20 protein-coding genes and 1 pseudogene are annotated in these 22,271 nt (G+C 60.2%); 12 read left to right on the top strand and 9 right to left on the bottom strand.

Going from position 1 to position 22,271, the window contains the following annotated elements:
• Positions 1-20 precede the first annotated feature (20 nt).
• The 3 genes from copC to AC1MLT_RS22370 are packed head-to-tail and all read left to right on the top strand — an operon-like array spanning position 21 to position 1,840.
• Positions 21-392: a copper homeostasis periplasmic binding protein CopC gene (gene copC / locus AC1MLT_RS22360; RefSeq protein ID WP_481036602.1), complete on the top strand. Its 372-nt coding sequence runs from the start codon at positions 21-23 to the stop codon at positions 390-392.
• A 3-nt stretch (positions 393-395) separates the two neighbouring features.
• Positions 396-1,322, top strand: coding sequence for a copper homeostasis membrane protein CopD (gene copD, locus AC1MLT_RS22365; RefSeq protein ID WP_481036603.1), 927 nt, complete (start codon positions 396-398; stop codon positions 1,320-1,322).
• Positions 1,323-1,357: 35 nt separating this feature from the next.
• Entirely contained in the window at positions 1,358-1,840 is a 483-nt protein-coding gene (locus AC1MLT_RS22370) for a DUF411 domain-containing protein (RefSeq protein ID WP_481036605.1), read from the top strand.
• A 17-nt stretch (positions 1,841-1,857) separates the two neighbouring features.
• On the opposite strand, the gene AC1MLT_RS22375 is transcribed toward AC1MLT_RS22370, so the two are convergent.
• Complete coding sequence (locus AC1MLT_RS22375) at positions 1,858-2,109, bottom strand: heavy-metal-associated domain-containing protein (protein WP_481036607.1); 252 nt, start codon at positions 2,107-2,109, stop codon at positions 1,858-1,860.
• Positions 2,110-2,365: 256 nt separating this feature from the next.
• Between AC1MLT_RS22375 and cueR the strand changes: the two genes are divergently transcribed.
• Both cueR and AC1MLT_RS22385 read left to right on the top strand, forming a co-directional pair.
• The gene (gene cueR / locus AC1MLT_RS22380; RefSeq protein ID WP_481036609.1) at positions 2,366-2,830 is read left to right on the top strand and encodes a Cu(I)-responsive transcriptional regulator; all 465 of its coding nucleotides are present in this window, start codon (positions 2,366-2,368) and stop codon (positions 2,828-2,830) included.
• A gap of 165 nt (positions 2,831-2,995) precedes the next feature.
• Complete coding sequence (locus AC1MLT_RS22385; RefSeq protein ID WP_481036611.1) at positions 2,996-5,323, top strand: heavy metal translocating P-type ATPase; 2,328 nt, start codon at positions 2,996-2,998, stop codon at positions 5,321-5,323.
• Positions 5,324-5,382: 59 nt separating this feature from the next.
• Here the strand turns inward: AC1MLT_RS22385 and AC1MLT_RS22390 are convergent, their stop codons facing one another.
• The gene (locus tag AC1MLT_RS22390) at positions 5,383-5,817 is read right to left on the bottom strand and encodes a hypothetical protein (protein ID WP_481036612.1); all 435 of its coding nucleotides are present in this window, start codon (positions 5,815-5,817) and stop codon (positions 5,383-5,385) included.
• Between the two features lie 445 nt (positions 5,818-6,262).
• On the opposite strand from AC1MLT_RS22390, the gene AC1MLT_RS22395 reads away from it, so the two are divergent.
• The 3 genes from AC1MLT_RS22395 to AC1MLT_RS22405 all read left to right on the top strand — a co-directional run bounded on the left by AC1MLT_RS22395 (position 6,263) and on the right by AC1MLT_RS22405 (position 9,270).
• Complete coding sequence (locus AC1MLT_RS22395) at positions 6,263-6,703, top strand: DUF305 domain-containing protein (protein WP_481036613.1); 441 nt, start codon at positions 6,263-6,265, stop codon at positions 6,701-6,703.
• A 353-nt stretch (positions 6,704-7,056) separates the two neighbouring features.
• Entirely contained in the window at positions 7,057-8,988 is a 1,932-nt protein-coding gene (locus tag AC1MLT_RS22400; protein ID WP_481036614.1) for an FTR1 family protein, read from the top strand.
• A gap of 33 nt (positions 8,989-9,021) precedes the next feature.
• On the top strand, positions 9,022-9,270 hold the full coding sequence (locus tag AC1MLT_RS22405) for a hypothetical protein (protein ID WP_481036615.1): 249 nt from the start codon (positions 9,022-9,024) through the stop codon (positions 9,268-9,270).
• A 59-nt stretch (positions 9,271-9,329) separates the two neighbouring features.
• Here the strand turns inward: AC1MLT_RS22405 and AC1MLT_RS22410 are convergent, their stop codons facing one another.
• Positions 9,330-11,846: a heavy metal translocating P-type ATPase gene (locus tag AC1MLT_RS22410; protein WP_481036616.1), complete on the bottom strand. Its 2,517-nt coding sequence runs from the start codon at positions 11,844-11,846 to the stop codon at positions 9,330-9,332.
• 97 nt (positions 11,847-11,943) lie between these two features.
• Here AC1MLT_RS22410 and AC1MLT_RS22415 point away from each other — a divergent pair, with 97 nt between their 5' ends.
• The 3 genes from AC1MLT_RS22415 (at position 11,944) to AC1MLT_RS22425 (ending at position 14,235) form a co-directional block, all read left to right on the top strand.
• Positions 11,944-12,366, top strand: coding sequence for a Cd(II)/Pb(II)-responsive transcriptional regulator (locus AC1MLT_RS22415; RefSeq protein ID WP_481036618.1), 423 nt, complete (start codon positions 11,944-11,946; stop codon positions 12,364-12,366).
• A 333-nt stretch (positions 12,367-12,699) separates the two neighbouring features.
• On the top strand, positions 12,700-13,176 hold the full coding sequence (locus AC1MLT_RS22420) for a hypothetical protein (protein WP_481036620.1): 477 nt from the start codon (positions 12,700-12,702) through the stop codon (positions 13,174-13,176).
• A 585-nt stretch (positions 13,177-13,761) separates the two neighbouring features.
• Positions 13,762-14,235 (top strand): metallophosphoesterase family protein, encoded by a 474-nt coding sequence (locus AC1MLT_RS22425; RefSeq protein WP_481036621.1) that lies wholly within the window; start codon positions 13,762-13,764, stop codon positions 14,233-14,235.
• Between the two features lie 326 nt (positions 14,236-14,561).
• Here the strand turns inward: AC1MLT_RS22425 and AC1MLT_RS22430 are convergent, their stop codons facing one another.
• From AC1MLT_RS22430 to AC1MLT_RS22455, 6 genes and pseudogenes are all read right to left on the bottom strand, one after another.
• Positions 14,562-15,317 (bottom strand): SDR family NAD(P)-dependent oxidoreductase, encoded by a 756-nt coding sequence (locus tag AC1MLT_RS22430; RefSeq protein WP_481036623.1) that lies wholly within the window; start codon positions 15,315-15,317, stop codon positions 14,562-14,564.
• Positions 15,318-16,111: 794 nt separating this feature from the next.
• Positions 16,112-17,656: a sensor domain-containing diguanylate cyclase gene (locus AC1MLT_RS22435; protein ID WP_481036624.1), complete on the bottom strand. Its 1,545-nt coding sequence runs from the start codon at positions 17,654-17,656 to the stop codon at positions 16,112-16,114.
• Positions 17,657-17,935: 279 nt separating this feature from the next.
• Positions 17,936-18,118 (bottom strand): annotated as a pseudogene (locus AC1MLT_RS22440) (hypothetical protein); the annotation flags it as partial.
• A gap of 88 nt (positions 18,119-18,206) precedes the next feature.
• Positions 18,207-19,289, bottom strand: a complete 1,083-nt coding sequence (locus AC1MLT_RS22445; RefSeq protein WP_481036625.1) for a chemotaxis protein CheB — start codon at positions 19,287-19,289, stop codon at positions 18,207-18,209.
• Positions 19,286-19,429, bottom strand: a complete 144-nt coding sequence (locus tag AC1MLT_RS22450) for a hypothetical protein (RefSeq protein WP_481036626.1) — start codon at positions 19,427-19,429, stop codon at positions 19,286-19,288. The genes AC1MLT_RS22445 and AC1MLT_RS22450 overlap by 4 nt, the downstream gene beginning before the upstream one ends.
• A 232-nt stretch (positions 19,430-19,661) precedes the next feature.
• Complete coding sequence (locus tag AC1MLT_RS22455) at positions 19,662-20,279, bottom strand: LexA family protein (protein ID WP_481036627.1); 618 nt, start codon at positions 20,277-20,279, stop codon at positions 19,662-19,664.
• A 738-nt stretch (positions 20,280-21,017) separates the two neighbouring features.
• On the opposite strand from AC1MLT_RS22455, the gene AC1MLT_RS22460 reads away from it, so the two are divergent.
• A protein-coding gene (locus AC1MLT_RS22460; RefSeq protein WP_481033218.1) for an IS3 family transposase occupies positions 21,018-22,261 on the top strand; the annotation gives its coding sequence in 2 pieces (ribosomal slippage) (positions 21,018-21,315 and positions 21,315-22,261; 1,245 coding nt in all).
• Positions 22,262-22,271: the final 10 nt, after the last annotated feature.

A 22,271-nucleotide genomic window follows, 5' to 3' on the forward strand; every position in this document is an offset into this window, starting at 1 on the left:
AGTTAGTCAAAATGGTTCAAATGCGTAACGTTGTCCGCGCTGCAAGCGCATTGGTGATGGTCATGGCAAGTGCCGCAGCCTTCGCGCATCCGAAATTGTTGTCTTCCACCCCGGTCGAGGGCGCCATGGGAGAAGCTCCCCAGAAAATCGAACTAGAATTTTCTGAGAATTTGGTCAAGCAGTTTTCTGGCGCCACGTTGACAATGACTGAGATGCCTGGAATGCAAGGCACCATGAAAACCCCCGCTTCCGTTTCATCTGCAGCAGATCCCAAGGTCATGCTGATCACTCCCACGCAACCTCTGACAACCGGGACCTATCGAGTCGACTGGCGTGCGGTGTCGGGCGATACGCACCCCATCACCGGCAACTTCAGCTTCAAGGTCAAGTAAGTCATGGATCTGGACTGGTCGAGTGTTCTTCTCAGATTCGGGCTGTATGCTGCTTTGATGGTTCTGTTCGGAATGCCATTGTTCAGCATTTATGCCTTGAAAAATGACGAGCGCTCAACTTTTCCGGGTCGAGTCCTGCCAACAATCATTCTGGCAAGCATTTTATTGGGCATGGCGTTGTCGGTGGCAAGTTTGGTTCTAATGACCAAGAACATGACCGGCGCAACTGATTTTAAAACGATCGAGAGCCATGCGTTTGGAATGATTCTTGGCGAGACTTATTTCGGTACCGCTTGGATTTCTCGCATGATCGCGCTGGCTGCATGTCTGATTGGCCTGATGAGATTTCGCAACGAACCCACGCAAGGTTGTTTCATTGTTTCCTTGGGCGGTGCCGTCGCGCTGGGTTCACTGGCGTGGGGTGGTCACGGCGCCATGGATGAAGGGGTGCGCGGCTTTCTGCACTTTACGGCCGACATTCTTCATCTGCTGAGCGCTGGCGCTTGGGTGGGTGCTCTCGCTTCATTCGTTGCCTTGGCCAAGCCAGGCTCAAGCGAGAAGCACTTTGCCGTTCTTGCTAGAACGTCCGTGGGTTTTGCCATGGTCGGAACGATCATTGTGGTCACGCTGCTCGTGACCGGAATCATCAACTTCTATCTGATTGCTGGGACAAACCTGAACCTGCTTTTCCAGAGTGCCTATGGCAGGTTGTTGCTGCTCAAGTTGGCATTGTTTGCCGGCATGCTACTGATGGCCGCCCTCAATCGCTATCGCCTCGCGCCACGCATTGAAGCAGCTGTTTTTTCGGGTGATACGCAAGCGGCGTGCATAACTCTCAAGCGCAGCCTCAACATCGAATTTTCACTGGCTGTTGCCATACTTTTTCTGGTGGCTATTTTCGGCCTGCTGTCGCCTGAAATTCCAAAGTAGAAAACAACCTTTCAGCTTTCAACACGGTCTCAAACATGCCAAATGAAATCAACCCTACGCGCCGCGACTTCATGGTGGCAGGCGCCTTTTCCGCTCTAGCGCTGCCTGTGCTGGCAGCCACAGAGGCGAAAGGCCCGCTGATCGAGGTGTGGAAAACGCCAACGTGTGGTTGCTGCAAGGAGTGGGTTTCGCATTTGGAGCGTGCGGGTTTCAAAACAACGGTGCACGATGTTGAAGACACGTCTGCGATTCGTGCCAAAAAAGGCATTCCGCTCGCATTGGCATCGTGTCATACCGGCGAGGTCGCTGGGTACGCCCTGGAAGGGCATGTGCCGGCTTCGGAAATCAAGCGTTTGCTGGCTGAGCGCCCTCAGGCGGTCGGACTTGCCGTTGCAGGTATGCCCATGGGGTCCCCCGGCATGGAAGGCCCCCCGGGTACCGCTCAACCACAACCCCGTTTCGATGTCTTGTTGGTTTCAAAACAGGGCGCGCCGACCGTCTATCGAGCCTACCGGTAAGCGCAGGTGTCCCCTCGTCAGCCGCAGCAGCAGCCACCTTTTTTCGGTGCCGTTGCCACTGCTGCCGAACTGGCGATGGAAGGGCTGTACCCGGCGTCTCGGATACATCGGCTCAAGGCTTCTGCGCTGGCCGTGCTGGACTCGATCTCCACCCTGTGGCTCGCCAGATCGATGCGAACGTCTGCTTGCCGATCGACGTTCGCCACCGCTTGGGTGATGGTGGCGATGCAGTGCTTGCAGGTCATGTCGTTGACTTCAAATGTGATCATGGATTCTTTTGACAGAAGGGTTTGAAAAGCTCATGTTCATCCTTGCCTCAATGGCAAGGTCAACAAAAAAGCTGTCTTGTCCCTGATCCCGAAATGTTCATGCACACAAGCTTTGACCTTGCCATTGTGTGAACCTTGAAGATTCGTTGTTGAACCGGGCAGGTTGATGTGATCCGTTGACCAAATCTTGGCAACGTTGCCTTCGGTGCCACTGGCAGTCCGCGTTGCTAAGCATCACTTTCAAGAAAGAAGACGCATGGGTCCTTTCAACATCGGCGAAACGGCCAAGGCTTCGGGCCTGTCAGCCAAGATGATTCGTCACTACGAGAAGGTGGGTCTGTTCCCCGAGGCGTTGCGCACCGAGGCCGGCTACCGCCAGTACACCGACAAGGAAGTCAGCACGCTGCGGTTCATCCGCCAGTCGCGCGATCTGGGTTTTTCGATCGAGCAGATCCGCGAGCTGCTGGGCTTGTGGCAAAACCAGCGACGTCCCAGCCGACAGGTCAAGGTGCTGGCGCAGGCCCACCTCCAGGAACTCGACGCCAAGCTCCAGGAACTCCAGGCCATGAAGGCCACGCTGGCGCATCTGGTGGACCACTGCCATGGCGATGACCGACTCGACTGTCCGATCGTCGACAACTTGGCAGACGAGCAGCGTCCAATCCCCGATGCGACACCGCATCGCTTTCGTGGCAGTGGCCTCCAGCCAGGTCGGCACTGATCCACTGCATTTGCAACCCCCACCGCTTGGACAAACCGCATGGAACACACACATTCACCTTCCCATGGGGGTCCTCGCGGAACTGACGGCTCGCATCCTTCAGTCCTGGGTGAAAAGGCATCCTCCCCTCACACGGACCCGCCGCTGAAGGACCCGGTGTGCGGCATGAGCGTCACTGTCCAGTCGCCTCATGTCCTGCAGTACGAACAACGGCCGGTCTACTTCTGCAGTGCAGGATGCAAGGCCAAGTTCCAGGCCGACCCGGCCAAGTACATGAAGCCTTCGCCGGTGTCGGCTCCGACCGTCGATGTCCGAGCTGCGCATTCGTCCCAGATGGCACAGCCAGATGCCATCGGTGCCATCTATACCTGTCCCATGCACCCGGAGATCCGTCAGGATCATCCGGGCAACTGTCCCAAGTGCGGCATGACGCTGGAGCCGGAGATGCCGACGCTCGATGAGGGCGAAGACCCGGAACTGCGCGACTTCAGGCACCGGTTCTTCTGGACCTTGCCGCTGACCGTCGTCGTCACCGTGCTGGCGATGGCCGGCCACCGCCTGCAGTGGTTCGAGATGGGTACCCAGAGCTGGATCGAGTTGGTCCTTACGGTGCCGATCGTGCTGTGGGCAGGCTGGCCGTTTTTCGTGCGTGCCGTGCAGTCGGTGACGAACCGCAGTCCCAACATGTGGACGCTGATCGGCTTGGGCACGGCCGCAGCCTTTGTCTACAGCGTTGTGGCGACGGTGGCGCCGGGCGTGTTCCCCGCGTCTTTCGTCTCCATGGGCAGGGTTTCGGTCTACTTTGAGGCAGCCGCTGTGATCATCTCGCTCACGCTGCTTGGACAAATCCTGGAGCTCAAGGCCCGCTCGCAGACCTCGGCCGCTATCAAGTCGCTGCTTGGCCTGGCACCCAAGACAGCCCGTCGGATCAACCTAGACGGCGCCGAAGAGGATGTGCCGATCACGCACGTCCACGTGGGCGACCGCCTGCGCGTGCGGCCCGGCGAAAAAGTGCCGGTGGACGGCGTGGTGCTTGAAGGCGGCAGCGCGGTCGACGAATCCATGCTCACGGGTGAGCCACTACCCGTGACCAAGCGGGTGGGCGACCCGCTGATCGGCGCGACGCTTAACACCAACGGTGCGCTGGTGATGCGATCGGAGAAGGTCGGATCGCAGACCGTGCTGGCGAACATCGTGCAGATGGTCGTGCAGGCCCAACGCTCGAAAGCACCCATGCAGCGCATGGCGGACCATGTTGCCGGCTACTTCGTCGTGACCGTGATTGGCGTAGCGGTCTTGACGTTGTTGGCCTGGGGGTTCTTCGGCCCGGAACCCAGCTGGGTCTACGGTCTGATCAATGCAGTGGCCGTGCTCATCATCGCTTGTCCCTGTGCCCTCGGTCTGGCCACGCCGATGTCGATCATGGTGGCGACCGGCAAGGCTGCTACCCAGGGCGTGCTGTTCCGAGATGCGGCAGCGATCGAGAACTTCCGCAAGGTCGATGCGCTGATCGTCGACAAGACAGGAACGCTCACGGAGGGCCGGCCCGTGTTTGAACGGGTCGTGCCTGTGCAGGGTTTCACAGAGGACGAGGTTCTGCGTCTTGCCGCCAGCCTGGATCAGGGCAGCGAACATCCTTTGGCCGACGCCATTGTCCGGGCGGCGCGCGAACGAAACCTGACGTTGACCACGCCCGAGGGTTTTGAGTCCAGCAGCGGCATCGGCGTCAGCGGCAGCGTGGACGGCAAAAAGCTCGCCTTGGGCAACACCGCGCTGATGGCGCAACTGCACGTGCCGGTCGATGACCTGAAGTCGCAGGCCGAGGCCATGCGCACGCAAGGCGCCAGCGTGATGTTCCTGGCGGTCGGGGGTCAGCCTGCAGGTCTGGTAGCGGTTTCCGATCCGATCAAGGCCACCACCTTAGAGGCACTGGCCGGCCTCAAAGCCTCCGGTCTGCGCGTCATCATGGCCACGGGCGATGGCCTGACGACGGCCAAGGCCGTCGCTGAACGACTGAGTATCGATGAGGTGCACGGCGAAGTCAAACCCGCCGACAAGCTGGCTTTGGTGACTCGGCTCCAGCAGGAAGGCCGCATCGTCGCCATGGCAGGCGACGGCATCAACGACGCGCCGGCACTGGCCAAGGCCGATGTGGGCATCGCCATGGGAACAGGGACCGACGTGGCCATGAACAGCGCTCAGGTGACCTTGGTCAAGGGCGACCTGCGCGGCATCGCGCAGGCCCGCCTGATTTCCGAGCAAACCATCGCCAACATGAAGCAGAACCTGATGTTTGCTTTTCTCTACAACGCGCTGGGCATCCCGCTGGCGGCGGGGGTGCTGTACCCGTTCACTGGATGGTTGCTCTCGCCCATGATTGCGGCGCTGGCGATGAGCCTGAGTTCAGCCTCCGTCATCACCAACGCCTTGCGCCTGAGGTCCAGCCGTGTCAAAGAAATCGGCCGCGCAGATCATGCACATCCAAAGGCATGAGCTGGCGGCCGAAATTTACCGGACCGTTGCGAAGGAAGCATCAATTGCTTCCTGAATGCTCAACGCTGTGCAGCCTTCACGCCACGGATTTGCTGCGCACGTTCCATACGCTCCACCGTTGCGTTGAACTCAGCACCGGAGCGTGCCGTGGCATAGGCTGCCGTGGCCTGGCGGTAAGCCGGGCTCGACGTGCCAGCACCTGCTTCACCGGCCTGCAGGGTCGCGAGACCGGAACGCATCCACACCGCCGTGTCGGCGGCAACGAACGCCCGGCTGTTCGCGCTGACGGCGGGAGCGGGTGCGGCTGTGCCGTCGGAGTGCTCCAACCGTGTCCACAGATTGGACTGCGGCTCCTCACCGGACACGCTGGCCCGGCTCAAGGTGGAGGCAAACGGCGCAGGCTGCAGTGCGGCGGGCGCCTTGTCATCGGCCATGACCAGACCGGCGAAGCTGCTCAGAAGAGCCAAGGACACGAGGGACGTAATGCGGTTCATGAGAGTGAATTCCTAGTTAGTTCAATGTTCAAGATGTCCATGACGTCGGTACCTTGTTCAAGCACCTCATCGCGTCATGGGGTGAACTTTAAAAACCTGTCGACGTCCGGAGGCTGACGGGGGGATGACAAATTCGTCATGGTCGATCGGGTACATCACTGCGCCACGCGTCATGGCAAACATGCCGACTTGGTAGCATGTGCATGTCGAAAAGTGCCAACAAGTTCGTCAGGTTCAAAGTAGGGCCTGCGACTTCTCAAAATGACGCAGTAGGCCAAGGTTCATCGCGAAAGAGGACGTGCACCTCCACTTGCTAAAGCGCCTCTCTATCGCACCAAACGTCAGTCTGTATTTCTTACACCGCAACGCGGCGCAGTCAGGTAGATCTGAAAGCACTGCTAGAGGCTACTCAACCTGTCACTTCGATCTTTATCAAGGAAACCTCATGAACCTCACCTCCCATGCGCGCCAGCCCAAGACCCTTCGCGCCGGGTTTTTGAACGTCTTGTGTGCGGCCGGTCTGCTCGGCAGTCTGGTCGTGCCGTTGGCCGTTCATGCGCAACCCGCCAAGACCGAGGCACCCATGGCCAGTCATACCATGTCCGCTGGTGGCATGAATCACGGCGGTGACATGAAAGCCATGATGAAGGGCATGAACGACAAGATGGCCGGCATGACGATGACTGGCAATCACGATGTCGATTTTGCGCAGATGATGCGCATCCATCATCAGGGCGCCATCGACATGGCCGAGATGGAACTGAAGAACGGTAAGGATGCCTCGATGCGCAAGATGGCCCAGGAAGTCATCAAGGCGCAGAAGAAGGAAATTGCGACCATTGATCGTTATCTGGCCAAAAACGGCGTTTCTACCAAAGGTTCTTGATCCAGATCTTCAAAACCGCAAGCTCGGCGAGCACAGTCAAATCGTTACGCTGTGCTGCCAACGCCCTTGGGTGACTTTTATCGAAGTGGGCAAGCATGACCACTTGCCGGCGTCCGACGCCGGCTTTTCTTATTTGGCTTGGCGAGACGAACAACATGCAAATCGGACGCGGCATTGACCGCGATGCCAGCTGCTGTGGCTTCACGATCAACCACGCTTTTCCGACATTCGAAAGCTGCTGTCTCTAAGCTGGGGGGCGTTGCCCTGGCGCCTGGCAAAGGGAGTGCGAACCTCGGTCAGCTCAGACTGCCTGAATGAACGAAAATGAGTGTTGTTCTTGTTTGAGTCGTGTGATGAAACGTCTGGTCTGGGTGCTGTGGTTGAGTGTGTGTGTTTGGGGTTCTGCAGTCGCGCAAACTGCGCCTGGGCAGACGGAGGAAGGGCCACGCCAGCTGTGGCAGTTGCTCGACTACGTGGCCGTGGACTATGGCGGCGCCGTGGACAAGGGCGCCGTCGTCAGCGAGTCCGAGTACGCCGAGATGCGCGACTTCACCGCCAACGCGGTCACCCAGGCGCAGGCGCTGCCTCCCCATGCGTCCAAGCAAGCCGTGGTCGATGCGGCCGTCCAGCTGCAGCAAGCCGTCGCCGGCAAGGTCGATGGCGCCCAAGTGGCCCGTCTGGCTCACCAAGCCGAAGCCCTGCTCGTGGCCGCCTATCCGATCCCTGTGGCGCCCAAGGCGCTGCCTGACCTGCAGCGCGGTGCCGCGCTCTTCCAGGCCCAGTGCGCGTCGTGCCACGGCACCACGGGCGGCGGCAACGGCCCGTTGGCCGCCAACATGGACCCGCCACCGATCGATTTCACCGACCGGGAACGTGCTGGCTCGCGCAGCCTGATGGCGCTCTACCAAGTCGTTTCTCAAGGGGTGCAGGGCACCTCGATGCCGAGCTTTGCCGCGCTGTCGGAGGAAGACAAGTGGGCCGTGGCGTTCTTCGCCGGCACGCTGTCCCATGACAACGCGATGCGCGAGCGTGGCGAGCAACTTTGGAAGGGCAACGCGCCCGCCCGTAGGGAGTTTGCGGACCTGTCCGCCGTGACCACGCTCACCGAAGCGTCGATAGCCACCCGAGTCGGCGCAGAGTCGGCCCGAGACGTGACCGCCTATGTGCGCTCGCAACCTGCGGTGGCCGCGGCCAGCGGCAACAGCAACGGCCTGGCCCTGTCGCGCCAGCGCCTGGACGAGAGCCTGAAGGCCCTCCACCAAGGCGACAAGTCTGCCGCCACACGCCTCGCCCTCTCGGCGTACCTGGACGGCTTCGAGCCGCTGGAGCCTTCGCTGGGCGCGCGCAACAAGGCACTGTTGACCGAAGTGGAAAACGGCATGTTGGCCTATCGCTCGGCCATCGCCAACGGGACCTTAGCCCAAAGCGAGAGCGCCGCGCAGCGGCTGGACTATCTTTTTGCCGAGGTGGAGCGCGAACTGGGCGGCAAGGCGGCCGAACCGCTCACCACCTTCCTGGGGTCGCTCACCATCCTGCTGCGCGAGGGCCTTGAGGCCTTGCTGATCGTCGTGGGCATGATCGCCTTCCTGAAGAAGGCCAAGCGCCCGGACGTCTTGCGCTATGTGCATGGCGGCTGGATCGTGGCATTGGCCGCGGGCGGACTGACCTGGGCCGTGGCCACCTACTTCGTGAACATCAGCGGTGCGAGCCGCGAGGTGACCGAAGGCCTGTCCTCGCTGTTCGCCGCGCTGGTCCTGCTGAGCGTGGGCATGTGGATGCATCAGAAGAGCGCGGCCGGCCGCTGGCAGGCCTACCTCAAGGAAAAGCTGTCCTCGGCGCTGTCCAAGCGCTCGGCCTGGGCCTTGTTCGGTCTGTCGTTCGTGGCGGTCTACCGCGAAGTCTTCGAGACGGTGTTGTTCTACTCGGCCCTCTCGGCCGATGGCAACGGCAACGCCTTGCTCGCGGGCCTGGGCGTGGGCGTCGCGCTCCTGGCCGTCCTGACGTGGGTGCTGCTCAAGACCAGTGCGCGCATGCCCATTGGCAAGTTCTTCAGCATCACGTCCGTGCTGGTCGCCTTGCTGGCCGTGGTCCTGGTGGGCAAGGGCGTGGCGGGCCTGCAGGAAGCCGGCTGGGTGGGTGCGACGCCCATCCTGGCGCCACGCATCGAGCTGCTGGGCATCTACCCGTCGATGGAGACCGTCATGGCGCAGGTCATCATCCTGCTGGTGGCGTTCTCCGGCTACGCCATGAACGCCTACCGAGGCCGTCGCCTGCAGGCGGCCTGACCTTCATACCCGCATCAAGCGCGACCACTTCCCATGCAAGCCATCAACTCCACGAATCCCAAGATCAAGGCGCTGGCCACGCGCGCCATGGACTTCAAGGAATCCAGCGACCACTGCACCGGCAAGACCGAGACCTGGACCGAGATCAATTTCGACACCTTTGCACGGCTCATGATCGAGGAATGCATTGGCGTGGCTGGGAAAAATGCCCAACCCGACGATCCAGATCGGGTAAGCATCGAGACCCTGAAGTCCTCGCTGCGCGCCCACTTCGGACTTTGACCAGCCACCTGGACGTTCCTCGGCGATCCGCGCGACACCCGCGCTGAACCCGTCAGGAATCAGTCCTTGTGCTTGCGCAGCAGCCGCAGTCCGTTGCCCACCACCAGCAGGCTCGCGCCCATGTCGGCGAAGACGGCCATCCACATGGTGGCGCTGCCAAAGACCGCCAGCACGAAGAACACCGCCTTGATGCCGAGCGCCAGGGTGATGTTCTGCATCAGCACTGAATGGGTCCGACGGCTCAGGCCGATGGTCTCGGCGATGCGCCCGAGGTCGTCATTCATGATCACCACGTCGGCGGCTTCCATGGCCGTATCGGTGCCGGCGCCGCCCATGGCAAAGCCGATGTCGGCCTGGGCCAGGGCCGGCGCATCGTTGATGCCGTCGCCGGTCATGGCGGTGGCGCCATGGCGCTCACGCAGTTCCTTGATCGCCGCGAGCTTGTCCTCGGGCAACAAGCCACCGCGCACCTCGGCGATGCCGGCCTCGCGGCCCACGGCCTGTGCCGTGGCAACGTTGTCGCCCGTGAGCATCACGGGCACGACGCCCAGCTTCTGAAGGCGCTTTACGGCGTCGATCGAACTGGCCTTGATGGTGTCGGCCACGGCGAAGATGCCCAGGACGCTGTCCTCATCGGCCAGGAGGGTGACCGTGCGGCCTTGCGCTTCGTGGCCGGCGAGTTCGCTCTCCAGGCGGGCATCGGATTGCTTGCGCTCCTTGATCAGGCGGTGGTTGCCCAGCACCAGGCGCTTGCCTTCGACGACGCCTTCTACGCCACGGCCGAGCAGCGCCTGGAACGCGTCCACGTCCGCCACCGCACCGTCGAGGCCGGCCGTGATGGACTGGGAAACCGGGTGGTCCGAGCGCGAAGCCAGGCTCTTGGCCCAGCGTTTCGTTTGCGCTTCGGTGGATGGGCTCGATGGCACGAACGCCACGAGCTTCGGCTTGCCTTCGGTCAGCGTGCCGGTCTTGTCCAGCGCGATCGCTTTCAGGTGCCTGGCTTCCTCCAGGTAGGTGCCGCCCTTGATCAGGATGCCGCGCCGGGCGGCGGCGGCCAGCCCGCTGACCACCGTCACCGGCGTGGAGATGACCAGCGCGCACGGGCAGGCGATCACCAGCAGCACGAGCGCCTTGTAGATGGCCGTCATCCAGGCCCAGTCGAGCAGCAGCGGCGGCAGCACCGCCACCGCCAGCGCCAGTGCGAACACGGCCGGGGTGTAGATCGCGGCGAAGCGGTCCACGAAGCGTTGCGTGGGCGCGCGGGTGCCCTGCGCTTCTTCGACCGCATGAATGATGCGTGCGAGCGTCGAATTGCTGGCCGCTGCCGTCACCTGGAACTCGAGTTCGCCGTTCTGGTTGATGGTGCCCGCGAACACCAGATCGCCCGGTTCCTTGTCCACCGGAATGCTCTCGCCCGTAACCGGCGACTGGTCGATGCTGCTGTTGCCCTTGGTCACGCGGCCGTCGAGCGCGACGCGCTCGCCGGGCTTGACCCGGGCGATGGCGTTCAGGGCGATGTCCGTGGCCTTCATGCGTTGCCAGCTTCCATCGGCTTGCTGGATGTCGGCCTCGTCCGGTGCCAGGTCCACCAGGCCCTTGATGGCGTTGCGCGCCCGGTCCACGGCGCGTGCCTCGATCAGTTCGGCGATGGCGTACAGCGCCATGACCATGGCCGCCTCGGGCCACTGGCCGATGAGAAAGGCGCCCGTGACGGCCACCGACATCAGCGCATTGATGTTGAGCTTGCCGCGCCGCAGCGCGATCAGGCCCTTGGTGTAGGTCTCGATGCCCGCCAGCCAGATCGCCACGGCAGCGACGGCCATGCCCAGGCCCTTCCACACCATCGTGTCAGGTGCGAAGTACGCCATGCCCTCGGCCACGATCGCCAGACCCAGCGCTGCGGCCAGCCGCACATAGCTGGGACCCTCGGCATGGTCATGCCCATGGTCGTCGGTGGCACCCGCTGCGGTGGCAGCGCGCGCCGCCACCGGCTCCGGCGCGAAACCGGCCTTGCGGATCGCCACCAGCGCGGCTTCCACGGCCGCGTCGGTGCCATCGATGCGCAGGTTGCGCTGGGCGAGACGGAAGTGCAGGCCACGGATGCCGTCGATGGGTTCGACCGCGCGGCGGATCTCGGACTCCTCCACCGCGCAATCCATGGTCGAGATGCGGAAGGTGTTGGGTGCGACGACCTCGGGCGTACTGTCCTTGGCCGCCGAGAACGACGGGGGTGCGCAGCACGAATCGCCCGTGGTGTCGGTCGCTGCGCTCGCGCAGCACGTGTCGTCGGCCTTGGCCGATGCCTCCGGTGCGCAGCAAGCGCTTTCCGCCTTCGCAGCCGGGCTGGGCACACCGCACGCATCAACGGCTTGTTTGGCGGTTGACCCGGCGCATCCTGCGTCTGCTACGGTTTTGGCAGGCGTTGCAGCACAGCAGCTGGACGCCTTGGTTTCGATCACCGGACCGACCGCTTGCGTGTCGAGGTCGATGACAGGAGCCTGGCGGGTGGGCGCGGTCGAGCAGGTCGAGGTGCCAGCGCAGCAGCTCGTGCGGTCGTCGTCGGGGAGTTTGGCCATGGGTGTTGTTCGCTTTCTGAGGACGATTGGACACCTTGCACCTGCTGCAGGGTCAAGCGGCTACGATGGGTGTCCGCGAAGCAGACAGGGGAATGACATGAAGATTGGCGACTTGAGCAAGGCCACAGGCGTCGAAGTGGGCACGATCCGGTTCTATGAACGCGCGGGCCTCATCGACTTGCCCGACCGCCTGCCCAATGGCTACCGCAGCTATGGACCCCGGCACCTGGAAAGTCTTGCGTTCGTGCGGCACTGTCGTGCCCTCGACATTCCCATGGCCGACATCCGGCGCCTGCTGGACCTTGCGACCTTGCCCACTGCGGACTGCGGCAACGTCAACGAACTGGTGGATGACCAGATCGGGCGCGTGCGCGCGCGCATCAAGAGCCTGAAGGCGCTGGAAAAACAGCTGACGGTGTTGCGTGCCAAGTGCACTGACCATCATCAGACCAACGAGTGCGGCATCTTGGGCGAACTGGTGTCTGCCGCGCATGGCGAAGCCTGTGTGTGCCACCCTTAAGGCGATTACGCAAAAACACGTTGTTTTTGAAGCTCAGACTCCATCGGCTTTATAGGTTGAGCTTCCCAATCGGTTCAGGTGTGGAAAATGACAAATTTTTTGACCAAGTAAAAATTTGCGACCATGAAACGCAGTCTCATGGACAGAAACTTAGAGACATCGTGCATTGCCAGGGTTATTGACATGCGTTGCAGGCACCTTTTTGCTGTTTAAGCAGTTCATAAGAACCCCCATAAGAAGACTGCTGGCGATTCTGGCCATTGCACTGGTTTGGACCGCAGGCCGCGCAGCCACACCTCTATGCAACAGTTGCTGCGATGAGGACAAGATGCTTTGCTGGGAGCAAACAAAATCACAGCACCCCTCACTGGCACACGAAAAAGCCAGCAACACCCTGCAAGTTTGCGTGCCTTCCACTGCACCGCAAACCTGAAAAATAGCTTTTTTCTACCAGTATTAGTTATGACAATTTTCGATAGGATGATGGCCAGCAAGAATTGGGATTCAAGATTGCTTCGCGCCATCAGCGATAACATCGAATGCAAAAAAATCAAGTTCGTAAAGCCAATTGCTTATGACGAGATTTTTCAGGATATAAATGAGGACTGGATTGTCAATTTTGCAGTGAATGCAATGATTACGGGGTGCGTTGATAAAAGTGGAAAATATTTAGAAACTTCGAAAGAGTTTGAAATTGAAGTACGCGCGCACATCCTTTTGATTCCTGAGAATTTTCCGCTTGACTCTCTAGATGCGCATGTAGGCAGCATGCCCATGAAAATAAACTTTCATGCCCTAAGAGCGGTTTGAAGATAATAAATCAAAGTAAAAATGAGACCAAAAGGCAAGTCACACGGCTTGCAAACTGATCAGGGTCTATATCAGCGCGACTGGCCCCGTGCGCCGCCATGAAGAGACATCCTGCCTTGCGAAGACCAATGGCGTAAGCTACAACCGTCTTTCAGCCCACCGAGTCACCCACCAAGCACCCCTATGAAGAAACTTCTGGCTATCCTGGCCTTTGCCTTTGCTTCGACCGGTGCACTCGCCGCCGCACCCTGGTGCGATGAGGACTGCTGCGACGAGGTCACGATGCCCTGCTGCGAGTAAGCAGCGGAAAAGCCAGCCTGACTGGCAAATAAAAAAACCGGCATTCTCATGCCGTTTTTATTTCAAGGCGCAGCGGAGTTCAACTTATTTTTGATGACAAATCAGCAAAATGTGGCTGATCATTTATTGCTGTAGTGCCTTAAGATTATCTTTATATTCTTAGGGGAATAGGTTTGTGACGGGACGCAGTGCGGTATCGGACTAAGTTGGTTTGAACAGCCGATTACCTTGCGTGTTCGAGTTAAGGTCAAGGTTGTAGCCTTCTAGCGCGTGGCGCTTCATCCCATGCCCCGCATCGCCCTGATCTCCGACACCCACGACCTCCTGCGCCCCGAAGCCCTGGCCTTCCTCGCCGGCTGCGATCACATCGTCCATGGCGGCGACATCGGCGGGTCGGACATCCTGGCGCGACTGTCGGCGATCGCGCCCATGAGCGTGGTGCGCGGCAACAACGACCATGCGCCGTGGGCGGCCGACATTCCCGTGTCGTTGACGGTGGTGCTGGACGGCGTCGCGGTGCACGCGGTGCACGACATCGCCGATCTGAATCTGGCTGCGGCTGGTACGAACGTGCGTGTGGTGGTGTCTGGCCACTCGCACAAACCGTCGATGGCCGAGCGCGATGGGGTGCTGTTCATCAACCCGGGTAGCGCGGGACCGCGTCGCTTCAGCCTGCCGATTTCTGTGGGCGAACTGTGGATCGACGACGGCCAGGTGACGCCGCGGCTGGTCACGCTGGACGGTTCGCCTCCACGTTGAGCCAACGGTCGGCAGCGTTCGTATTTGCTTTGGGACCCTCGGAGCAAACAACACACAGACTGGACGCGCGCATGACACTGGAAAAACCGTTCGAGCCGACCTTGCCGAGGTCTTCTTGCTGACCGTGGCATGGCGCTTCCTCATACCCGTGGCCACGCTGTTCTTCACTGGCTGCGCGCAGCGCACACAGGACACCGCGTTTCTCGCTCGGCTCGAGCGGCAGGTGGCGGTTTGAAGCAGACCGAGCCGTCGAAGGTGCGGAGGCCCACGATCTGATCGATGTCCAGCCAGTGCAGAACGCATTTGGATCGATCTGCCAAGCAGCACTAGACGGCTTGCCGGTGGATGGCCAGTGGCCCGAAGGATTGCGTCACGGGCATGACCTCGAGGAAATTGATGTTCATGCGCGCGGGCAGTGTCCCGGTCCAGAAGACAGCTTCCGCAATATCGTCGGGGGTCAGGGGGTTGGCGTCCTTGTAGATCGTCTCCACCCGGGCCTGGTCGCCCTTGAGGCGCACCGACGAGAACTCCGTGCCGCCGACCATGCCCGGCGCGATGTCGATCACCCACACGGCCGTGCCCAGCAGGTCGGCGCGCAGGTTGAGAGAGAACTGCCGCACGAAGGCCTTGGTGGCCCCATACACGTTGCCGCCGGGGTAGGGATACGCTCCCGCCGTAGAGCCCAGGTTGATCACGTGGCCGCGATTGCGCGCCACCATGCCGGGCAGCACCGCGTGGGTCATGTACATCAGCCCCTTCACGTTCGTGTCGACCATGGCGTCCCAGTTGGCGAGGTCGGCTTTCTGGGCTGGCTCCAGGCCCAGCGCCAGACCGGCGTTGTTGACCAGCAGGTCGATGTCGCGATGGTCCGCGGGAAGACCATTCACGGCAGCGGACACGGCATCCCGGTCGCGGACGTCCAGGACCAAGGGCAGCACGCAAGCTCGCCCGAGCTCGTCGGCCAGGGCGTTGAGACGCTCCTTGCGGCGCCCGGCCGCGATCACGCGGTGGCCGGCCGCCGCGAAGCGCCGGGTGATGGCCGCGCCGAACCCTGAAGAGGCGCCGGTGACGAACACGATCATGCTGTTTCCTTAAAGTGGAAAGCGCACTGGTGGGGTGCGATGGAAAAGGACGATGATCATCCCAGGCAAGCACTGAAAGCTTGCTGACGGTCGTTGACTGGCTCTTGGTGCAGGCATCTGACGTCGTGTCCGAGCAGGTTCAATGGCTATCCCAATTCACCCTCGAACGAAGAAAAAGCCCTTTGGCTTGTCCTCGAAATTAACATAATTAAAGTTGTATTTTGTACAGCATGATTTGCAAATGTTGGATCCACGTCCAAATGCTAATCAAGCTCGCATAAAGATCAAACTGTGCTCGTATCAAGGCAGTTTGCTTCAGTAGTGCATGCGGTGCTGCTGTCCAGCGGCAGCACTTTCAGCTTGGATGCGGATACGGGTGCGCAAACGTGGTCTTGAGGCTTTCGAGCGCTGGCTGCTTCAGACGCGTTTGGGTACAGCGCCTGACCTGTGACGCTTCGCATCCTGTCGCACCAACCTCCACGATCTCTTCCAGAGAGCGTCCGGCTGGTCGGGGTTGGCATGTTGACGCGGTCGGCCGCCATGCTTTACGGGCGTGCCGTTGGGGCGAAGGCGATGCGGCTCGAGAATGCCTGAGCGACGAGTTCGCTGGTCGTGTGTACCTGGGACGTCGATGCACTGCCGCTGGTCGCGTGGCACCTGCTTGCCAGAGTCCTGGCGTGCAATGCTGCATGACCTGAAGCTCGACGCGCCTTTGTGAACCTCATATAGGTCACGCCGAACAGATGGCTGATGTGAATAATCTTAGGGCCTCTGCGCCGTTCTATGCTGGATCGCTACCTGCTTCCATAGGCAACGACCCGGTCGCGGCCCGCAGCCTTGGCTTGATACAGCGCCACATCCGCACGCTTCACCAGCGACTGCATGCTCTCGTGAATGTTGTCCGATGTGTGAGACGCGACGCCGACGCTGATTGACACCTTGCGAAGCGGTCGATCGGAGGAGTGCGTGAGTTGGAGTGCTTCGACCGCACTGCGTGCCAGTTCGGCAACTACCAGCGCGCCCGTGGCATCGGTTTGAGGCAGCAGCATCGCCATCTCCTCGCCTCCATACCTTGCCACAAAGTCCAGCGGCCGACGTGCCGCCGATTCAATGGCCATAGCGACTTGCTGCAGGCATCGATCACCTTCCGGATGGCCATGTAGGTCGTTGTACTGCTTGAAATGATCGACGTCGATCATGACTAGGCTCAGCGGTTGGCCTGACCTGCAAGACTGCTCGAAGTCGCGCTCGAGGGTCTCGTCGAAAGACCTTCGATTGGCCAGGCCGGTCAACCCATCCAGATTTGCCAATAGCGCCAGACGTTCATTGGCCTTGGTGAGTTTGTCGCGGGTTTCACTCAGGTCGAACTCCACCTTCACCCGTTGGCGAACAAGTCGAACGACGAGGCTTCCTGCTAGAGCGGTGATAGCGCACAGCAGGAAAATCCAAAAAGTCTGTATCCAGGTCGTCTCGCGCCAGTCGCCAAGCAATTCATGTTTGGACTGCGCCACCGCCACCATCAGTGAGTGACTGTCGGTATACCGGAAACTGCCGACACGTTGAATGCCGTCCATAGGCGAGGCAAACTCGAAATTGCCCGAAGTTTGGGAAGTGAGCTGCTCCTTCAACGCACTGGGCGGTATTTCCTTGCCCAAGTTCTTCTCGGAAAACGGGCGTCTCACAAGAATCGCCGTACTCGCGAGGGCCACACTGAGGGATCCGTTATCCCCGATCTGGAAGTGGTCAAGCATGCGCCGGACATGGTCGAGGTCGATCGTCGCCAGCAGCACTCCGGCGAACTGGCCCTTTGCATCATTGAAGCGGCGTGACACCGGGATGATCCAGATTCCGGTTGAACGGCTCACGATCGGCTTGCCCACGCGTGTCGCCAGCGAGGGGTGATCACGATGGTGGATGAAGTATTCGCGGTCGGCGTTGTTGGCGCCTGGGGGTGAAACGCCCTGCGAATTGATCAGCCACGCGCCCTGCGCGCTGTATACAAAGAGGTCATGGACATGTTGGTTGGAGTCGGCATGGTTCTTGAGGATAGGTTGCAGGTGGCTCAATTCCCGTTTGTCCATGCCACCCGTCGGCAGTTCGAAGGCAATGCTGTCGAGCAGGTACCCGACCTCCGACACCATGCCGTCGACCTGCTGAGCCACTGCAGCAGCCAGGTTGGTGTTGCTGACGACGGCTTGGCGCAGTTGCTGCTCCCGCACTCTCCATGCAAGCCAGGCATCTACGGCCAGAAGCGAAACGCAGACGAACACGACGAAGAGAGTCGTAGCGCGGATCGTCCGATATTGGATAGACCTTGCTTGTGCACTGCGGCGATACATAGGAGAAATCTTGATTGAGTAAGAAAAGTTGGAGGATCAGGAAAAAGGTTCCCAATTTTTTCCAACGCACAGATGATGTGTTCGTACCCAGTGCTGTCGAACGAAAAGAACCGTTTGTGACGGTAAACGTTGCTGCAGGATCCAAAGCTCTAAATACAGTGAGTTCGGCACGGCAGTTCTTCGAAGTACAAGCCAAGTTGCCGCGGTGCTAAACGGACCAGCGGTGGAACAGCCCGATACCTAATGAGACTAATCTTGGGGCATAACAGCAGTGGATGACTATCTGAGAATTTCAATGGAACGGTCAGCTGTCGCTTGAACAGCCAAAGTGAGTATCCGCCGATTCGTTAAAGGCACAGGCGTATGACACGCAATGCCAAGTTTCTTTCCGTCGAGATCGCGGAAATATGCGCCGTAATAATGCATGTGATACTGCGGTCGCAATCCAGGGGCAAGGTCGCACGGGGATCGAACATGCCTTCACGGCCCACTATCGCAATGGGCAGTTCCGGAGTGTCAGGCTGGTGATAAAACCAGGAATGGCAACCCATCACTTTTCCCCCGCGTCGTTGACCAACCGTGCGATCTGGCGTGCCGACATCTGCAAGCGCTCATAGTGGCGTTGACCGAGCTCGGGTGACGTGGCCCAGCTAAGACAACACAAAGTCCCATACAGCGTGCCGCTGCGAAGCCAGACTGGCGCGGCCATGTAGGCGCCGGGAGCGACAGATATGATGGGCACCTCGTGGGTCACGCGCAAGGTTGCAACGTCCGGGATGACCGCGGGGAGGCGCCCGTCCAGCACACGTTGGCAGAGGCTTTGGTCCTTGGGAAGTGACATGCCTTGAATATCAATCCCGCCGGGGGTGGAGGCTACGTGAGTAGTCATCACAACATCACCCACTGCTTTTGACACGAACACGATGTCCATGGCTAGTTCCATCCGCATGAGCGCTAGGATGTCAACGACGCTGCGGTTCAGCGACTTGGTCCTGTCCTCTTTAGAAGTTGACAGCAGTCGTATCAGCTCGGCCTGCACTTCGGAAGACAGTGATGCTGCTGGATCGGGTCGAGCAGTCAGGGCTCTCAAAAGCGGCACCAACTGGTCGATCATGACCGAGTATTGGACATGGTCACCTCGCAAGGCGCTCGAGGGCATGCCAGCAAAGGTCGCTTCGACTGGGCTCTGAACTATGCGTATGCCTTGGGCATCCGTAATGGCTCGCAAACCGATCGTGCCATCCGTGCCCAGCCCATCAAGCACAACACCGATAACCCCGGCGCCATACCAAAGTGCTGCAGATTTGAACAGATCGTCAGCGCTGGACTTTGAACCGTCCGATCCATAGCCCAACACCCCACGGGCTTTGAATACTAAGCCATTTTCCGCTGGGATCACGTAAACGCAGCCCGCTTCAAGGTGCTCTCCGTCCAGGGCATACGCCACATCCACTTTGGAAGTGAGCTGCCATCGGCTGCGGGTCAGCCGGCGGATGGACTGTCGCCGGGACCCGTGGAACTGCACGACCACGGGCAGGGGGAAAGACGCGGGCAACTGGTTGGCTACACGTGCTAAAGCATCAATGCCTTCGACTGAACTTGCAATGACGACTACGTTGCACGGCGTGCTCACACCGAGCTTTTCATCAAGCTCTGCGTTCGGGTTGCGGCATCGCGGGCAACCAGATCGAGTGCTCTGAGGAGGCTCACGCCCAGGCCAAAGGCCTGACCAAGTCCCTCCAGCGCTTGATAAGCCATCAGGTAGGAGACCATCAAGTCATCGGATGTGCGGCATGGTCTGATTGCATCGGGATGCAGGTCATGTCGCAGGCGCTTGCTGGTCGTCTTCCAAATTAGCTGGGCACGAAGCTGTGCATGAGTCCGCATGTCGCCATCCTTGGCAAAGCTTGCAGTTCCAGACCCTTGACGCAGGAACAGCGAGACAGATAGAAAAGTTAGCTACTATGCCAAATCCATCCGATTTACCTAGGATTTTTTTGCAGTTCTATCGAAAGCGCTTGGTGAACTCGCGCACAACACCGATCACCTGGGCCTGATCCAGCAACTTGATGGGGTAGCGCGTGTTCAGCGGCTTCGAGTAAAGGTCTCCCCCGTCCTTAATGAGTTGCTTGAAGGTGGTCTCGCCTTGCTCATTTACGGCAATCACATAGTCGCCAGGAAGCGCCTCCATTTCCGGCTCGACGATAACGATGGAGCCTCCGGGAAAGGAGTCAGCCACTTCGCTGACCATGCTGTCGCCATGCACACGCAGCGCGTAGGTGTGGCGTTTGACAGGGATGGACACGGCGACCATTTCGTAGTCGCCCTTGCGCTTGAAGTTGTCAACCTCTGTGTAGTTGCCCGCCTCAACCTGGGAGACCAGCGGCACTTCAGCACGCATTTCGTACCCCGGGCTGGTATTGGAGCCACCCGAGACAAGCTCTGCCACGGAGATTCCGAGCACCTGAGCGACGCGGTGCTGGGAACTGCGCCTGGGCGCAGTGCCACCTGGTTTTTCCCATTGCTGTACGGCTCCTCGACTGACCCCGACAGCGTCGGCGAACTCACGCTCGCTCAACCCTAGGCTCAGTCGTCCTTCCTTGATCAGTCGATGAATGCTCATAGCCATGAGGCTAAGCGCGACGGGATGCCAGAAATCTGAGCATGGATAGCGAATCACTCCAAGCTGGCGGACCTTACCAAAAATTCTTGACGTTGTGGTTTATCAACATCCAGTTCAAGAGTTTTAGTCTCTCCGTGCTGGCTGTTACTGTCTGGGCTTACCCCGGTTTCCCGGACACATCGAATAACATGGTGAGCTTAGACCCGCTCACCCAATCTTTTGAAGCAGCCCATCTTAGTCTCTACAAGGCTTGGCAAGTTGTTTTCTTGCATTTCGATTTTTCGTGTAGATGAAGTTTTCAACTTCTTGCTGTAAGTGCAGTTGAGGCAGGGTCACCGACGGTCTGGCGGCCTCGCAGCGATGCATGGGCTTATGGACTGTCCGACTACCGTGCAACGACCGGGGTCGGTAGGCCATGGTCATCTTCCACAAGTCCTCGCGGGAGCATTGATTGAGGTTGTTTATATAGGTCACAGCGTGGCGGCATGGCCAGTCGCAAGAGCTGCCGGCAGTCATGTTGTGTGCAACCTGTTCACCGGTGTCACTGCGGTAAAGAGAGCCCGACTAGGCCGAAGTCTGAAAAAGCACGACAACGGCGAATTTGCCCTACGCTGGCATCACCTTGGCGGTTATGAGCTGGCCCCTTGAATGACAGGACACGGTCTGTCGCTTATCTTTCAGGATAGGAGTAGGACTGTGAATACGACTAGGAATACGGATACCACCGTCGAGGTGATCATGAGGGACCAGCGCCGCAGGCGCTGGTCCCTCGCAGAGAAGGCCGCGCTGGTTCGACGCAGCTACGAGCCGGGCATGAGCGTATCGCTCGTTGCTCGCCAAGAGGGTGTGTCGGCCAGTCTGCTGTTCCAGTGGCGCAAGCTCGAGCGCCAAGGCGCGTTGACTGCGGTGTCCGCCGGCGAGGCCGTGGTGCCGGCCTCCGAGCTCGCCGCGGCCCGGGCCGAGATTGCCAAGCTCCAGCGTGTGCTGGGCAAGAAGACGCTGGAGAACGAGATCCTCAAGGAGGCCGTGGGCTATGCCGCCGAAAAAAAGTGGATTGCGCGCTCACCCTGGCTGGACGGGGATGGCCTGTGAAGGCCGCCTGCGAGGCCCTGGGGTTGGCGCGCTCGAACGTTCAGCGGCTGCGCGCACGCAGCGACGACTGGATAGACGCCCGGACCTGCCGTACCGCGCGGGCTGATGATGCCGTGCTACTCGACGAGATCAGGGCGCAGATCACCGAGCTGCCGACCTACGGCTACCGCCGTGCCTGCGCGCTGGTGAACCGCCAGCGGGCCGACGCCGGCGCGCCGCGAGTCAACGCCAAGCGGGTCTACCGCGTGATGGCCGGTCATGCACTGCTGCTTCCCAAAGCACCCCGACGACGCCAGTCCAGTCGGCCTCATGAAGGGAAAGTGGCAGTTGCGCACAGCGACGTGCGCTGGTGCTCGGACGGCTTCGAGATCAGGTGCGACTCGGGTCAGACCGTGACGGCGACCTTCACGAAAGACTGCTGCGATCGGGAGATCCTGGCCTACCGGGCCTGGGAAGGCAAAGGTCTGCCGGGCGAGCCGGTGCGCGAGATGCTCATCGAGGCGGTGGAAAAACGCTTCGGCAATGTAGAAGGCATTCCCAAGGGGCACGCTCTGGAGTTCCTCTCGGACAACGGCGGTGCCTACATTGCCGCCGAGACGCGGCAGATCGCCAGGCAGTTGGGCCTGCGGCCGGTCAACACGCCCGTGTGCAGCCCGCAAAGCAATGGCATGGCCGAGAGCTTCGTCAACACCTTCAAGCGCGACTACGTCAGCCGCATGGACCTGGTCGATGCAAGGACGGTAATGGCGCAGATGGCCACGGCCTTCGAGCACTTCAACGAAGTCCATCCGCACTCGGCGCTGAAGATGAGATCACCCAGGGAGTTCAGGCAGCATCGTGCTGCCCAACAGTGTTCTGCTCAAGTCGAGCAGACGCTACATTGCGAATAGACCGTGTCCT

This window comes from Variovorax sp. PEI5 (assembly GCF_056679935.1).

Coding starts and splice junctions, on each gene's coding strand:
- copC (WP_481036602.1), top strand. CDS start 21: ATGCGTAACGTTGTCCGCGCTGCAAGCGCATTGGTGATGGTCATGGCA.
- copD (WP_481036603.1), top strand. CDS start 396: ATGGATCTGGACTGGTCGAGTGTTCTTCTCAGATTCGGGCTGTATGCT.
- AC1MLT_RS22370 (WP_481036605.1), top strand. CDS start 1,358: ATGCCAAATGAAATCAACCCTACGCGCCGCGACTTCATGGTGGCAGGC.
- AC1MLT_RS22375 (WP_481036607.1), bottom strand. CDS start 2,109: ATGATCACATTTGAAGTCAACGACATGACCTGCAAGCACTGCATCGCC.
- cueR (WP_481036609.1), top strand. CDS start 2,366: ATGGGTCCTTTCAACATCGGCGAAACGGCCAAGGCTTCGGGCCTGTCA.
- AC1MLT_RS22385 (WP_481036611.1), top strand. CDS start 2,996: ATGAGCGTCACTGTCCAGTCGCCTCATGTCCTGCAGTACGAACAACGG.
- AC1MLT_RS22390 (WP_481036612.1), bottom strand. CDS start 5,817: ATGAACCGCATTACGTCCCTCGTGTCCTTGGCTCTTCTGAGCAGCTTC.
- AC1MLT_RS22395 (WP_481036613.1), top strand. CDS start 6,263: ATGAACCTCACCTCCCATGCGCGCCAGCCCAAGACCCTTCGCGCCGGG.
- AC1MLT_RS22400 (WP_481036614.1), top strand. CDS start 7,057: ATGAAACGTCTGGTCTGGGTGCTGTGGTTGAGTGTGTGTGTTTGGGGT.
- AC1MLT_RS22405 (WP_481036615.1), top strand. CDS start 9,022: ATGCAAGCCATCAACTCCACGAATCCCAAGATCAAGGCGCTGGCCACG.
- AC1MLT_RS22410 (WP_481036616.1), bottom strand. CDS start 11,846: ATGGCCAAACTCCCCGACGACGACCGCACGAGCTGCTGCGCTGGCACC.
- AC1MLT_RS22415 (WP_481036618.1), top strand. CDS start 11,944: ATGAAGATTGGCGACTTGAGCAAGGCCACAGGCGTCGAAGTGGGCACG.
- AC1MLT_RS22425 (WP_481036621.1), top strand. CDS start 13,762: ATGCCCCGCATCGCCCTGATCTCCGACACCCACGACCTCCTGCGCCCC.
- AC1MLT_RS22430 (WP_481036623.1), bottom strand. CDS start 15,317: ATGATCGTGTTCGTCACCGGCGCCTCTTCAGGGTTCGGCGCGGCCATC.
- AC1MLT_RS22435 (WP_481036624.1), bottom strand. CDS start 17,656: ATGTATCGCCGCAGTGCACAAGCAAGGTCTATCCAATATCGGACGATC.
- AC1MLT_RS22450 (WP_481036626.1), bottom strand. CDS start 19,429: ATGGTCTCCTACCTGATGGCTTATCAAGCGCTGGAGGGACTTGGTCAG.
- AC1MLT_RS22455 (WP_481036627.1), bottom strand. CDS start 20,279: ATGAGCATTCATCGACTGATCAAGGAAGGACGACTGAGCCTAGGGTTG.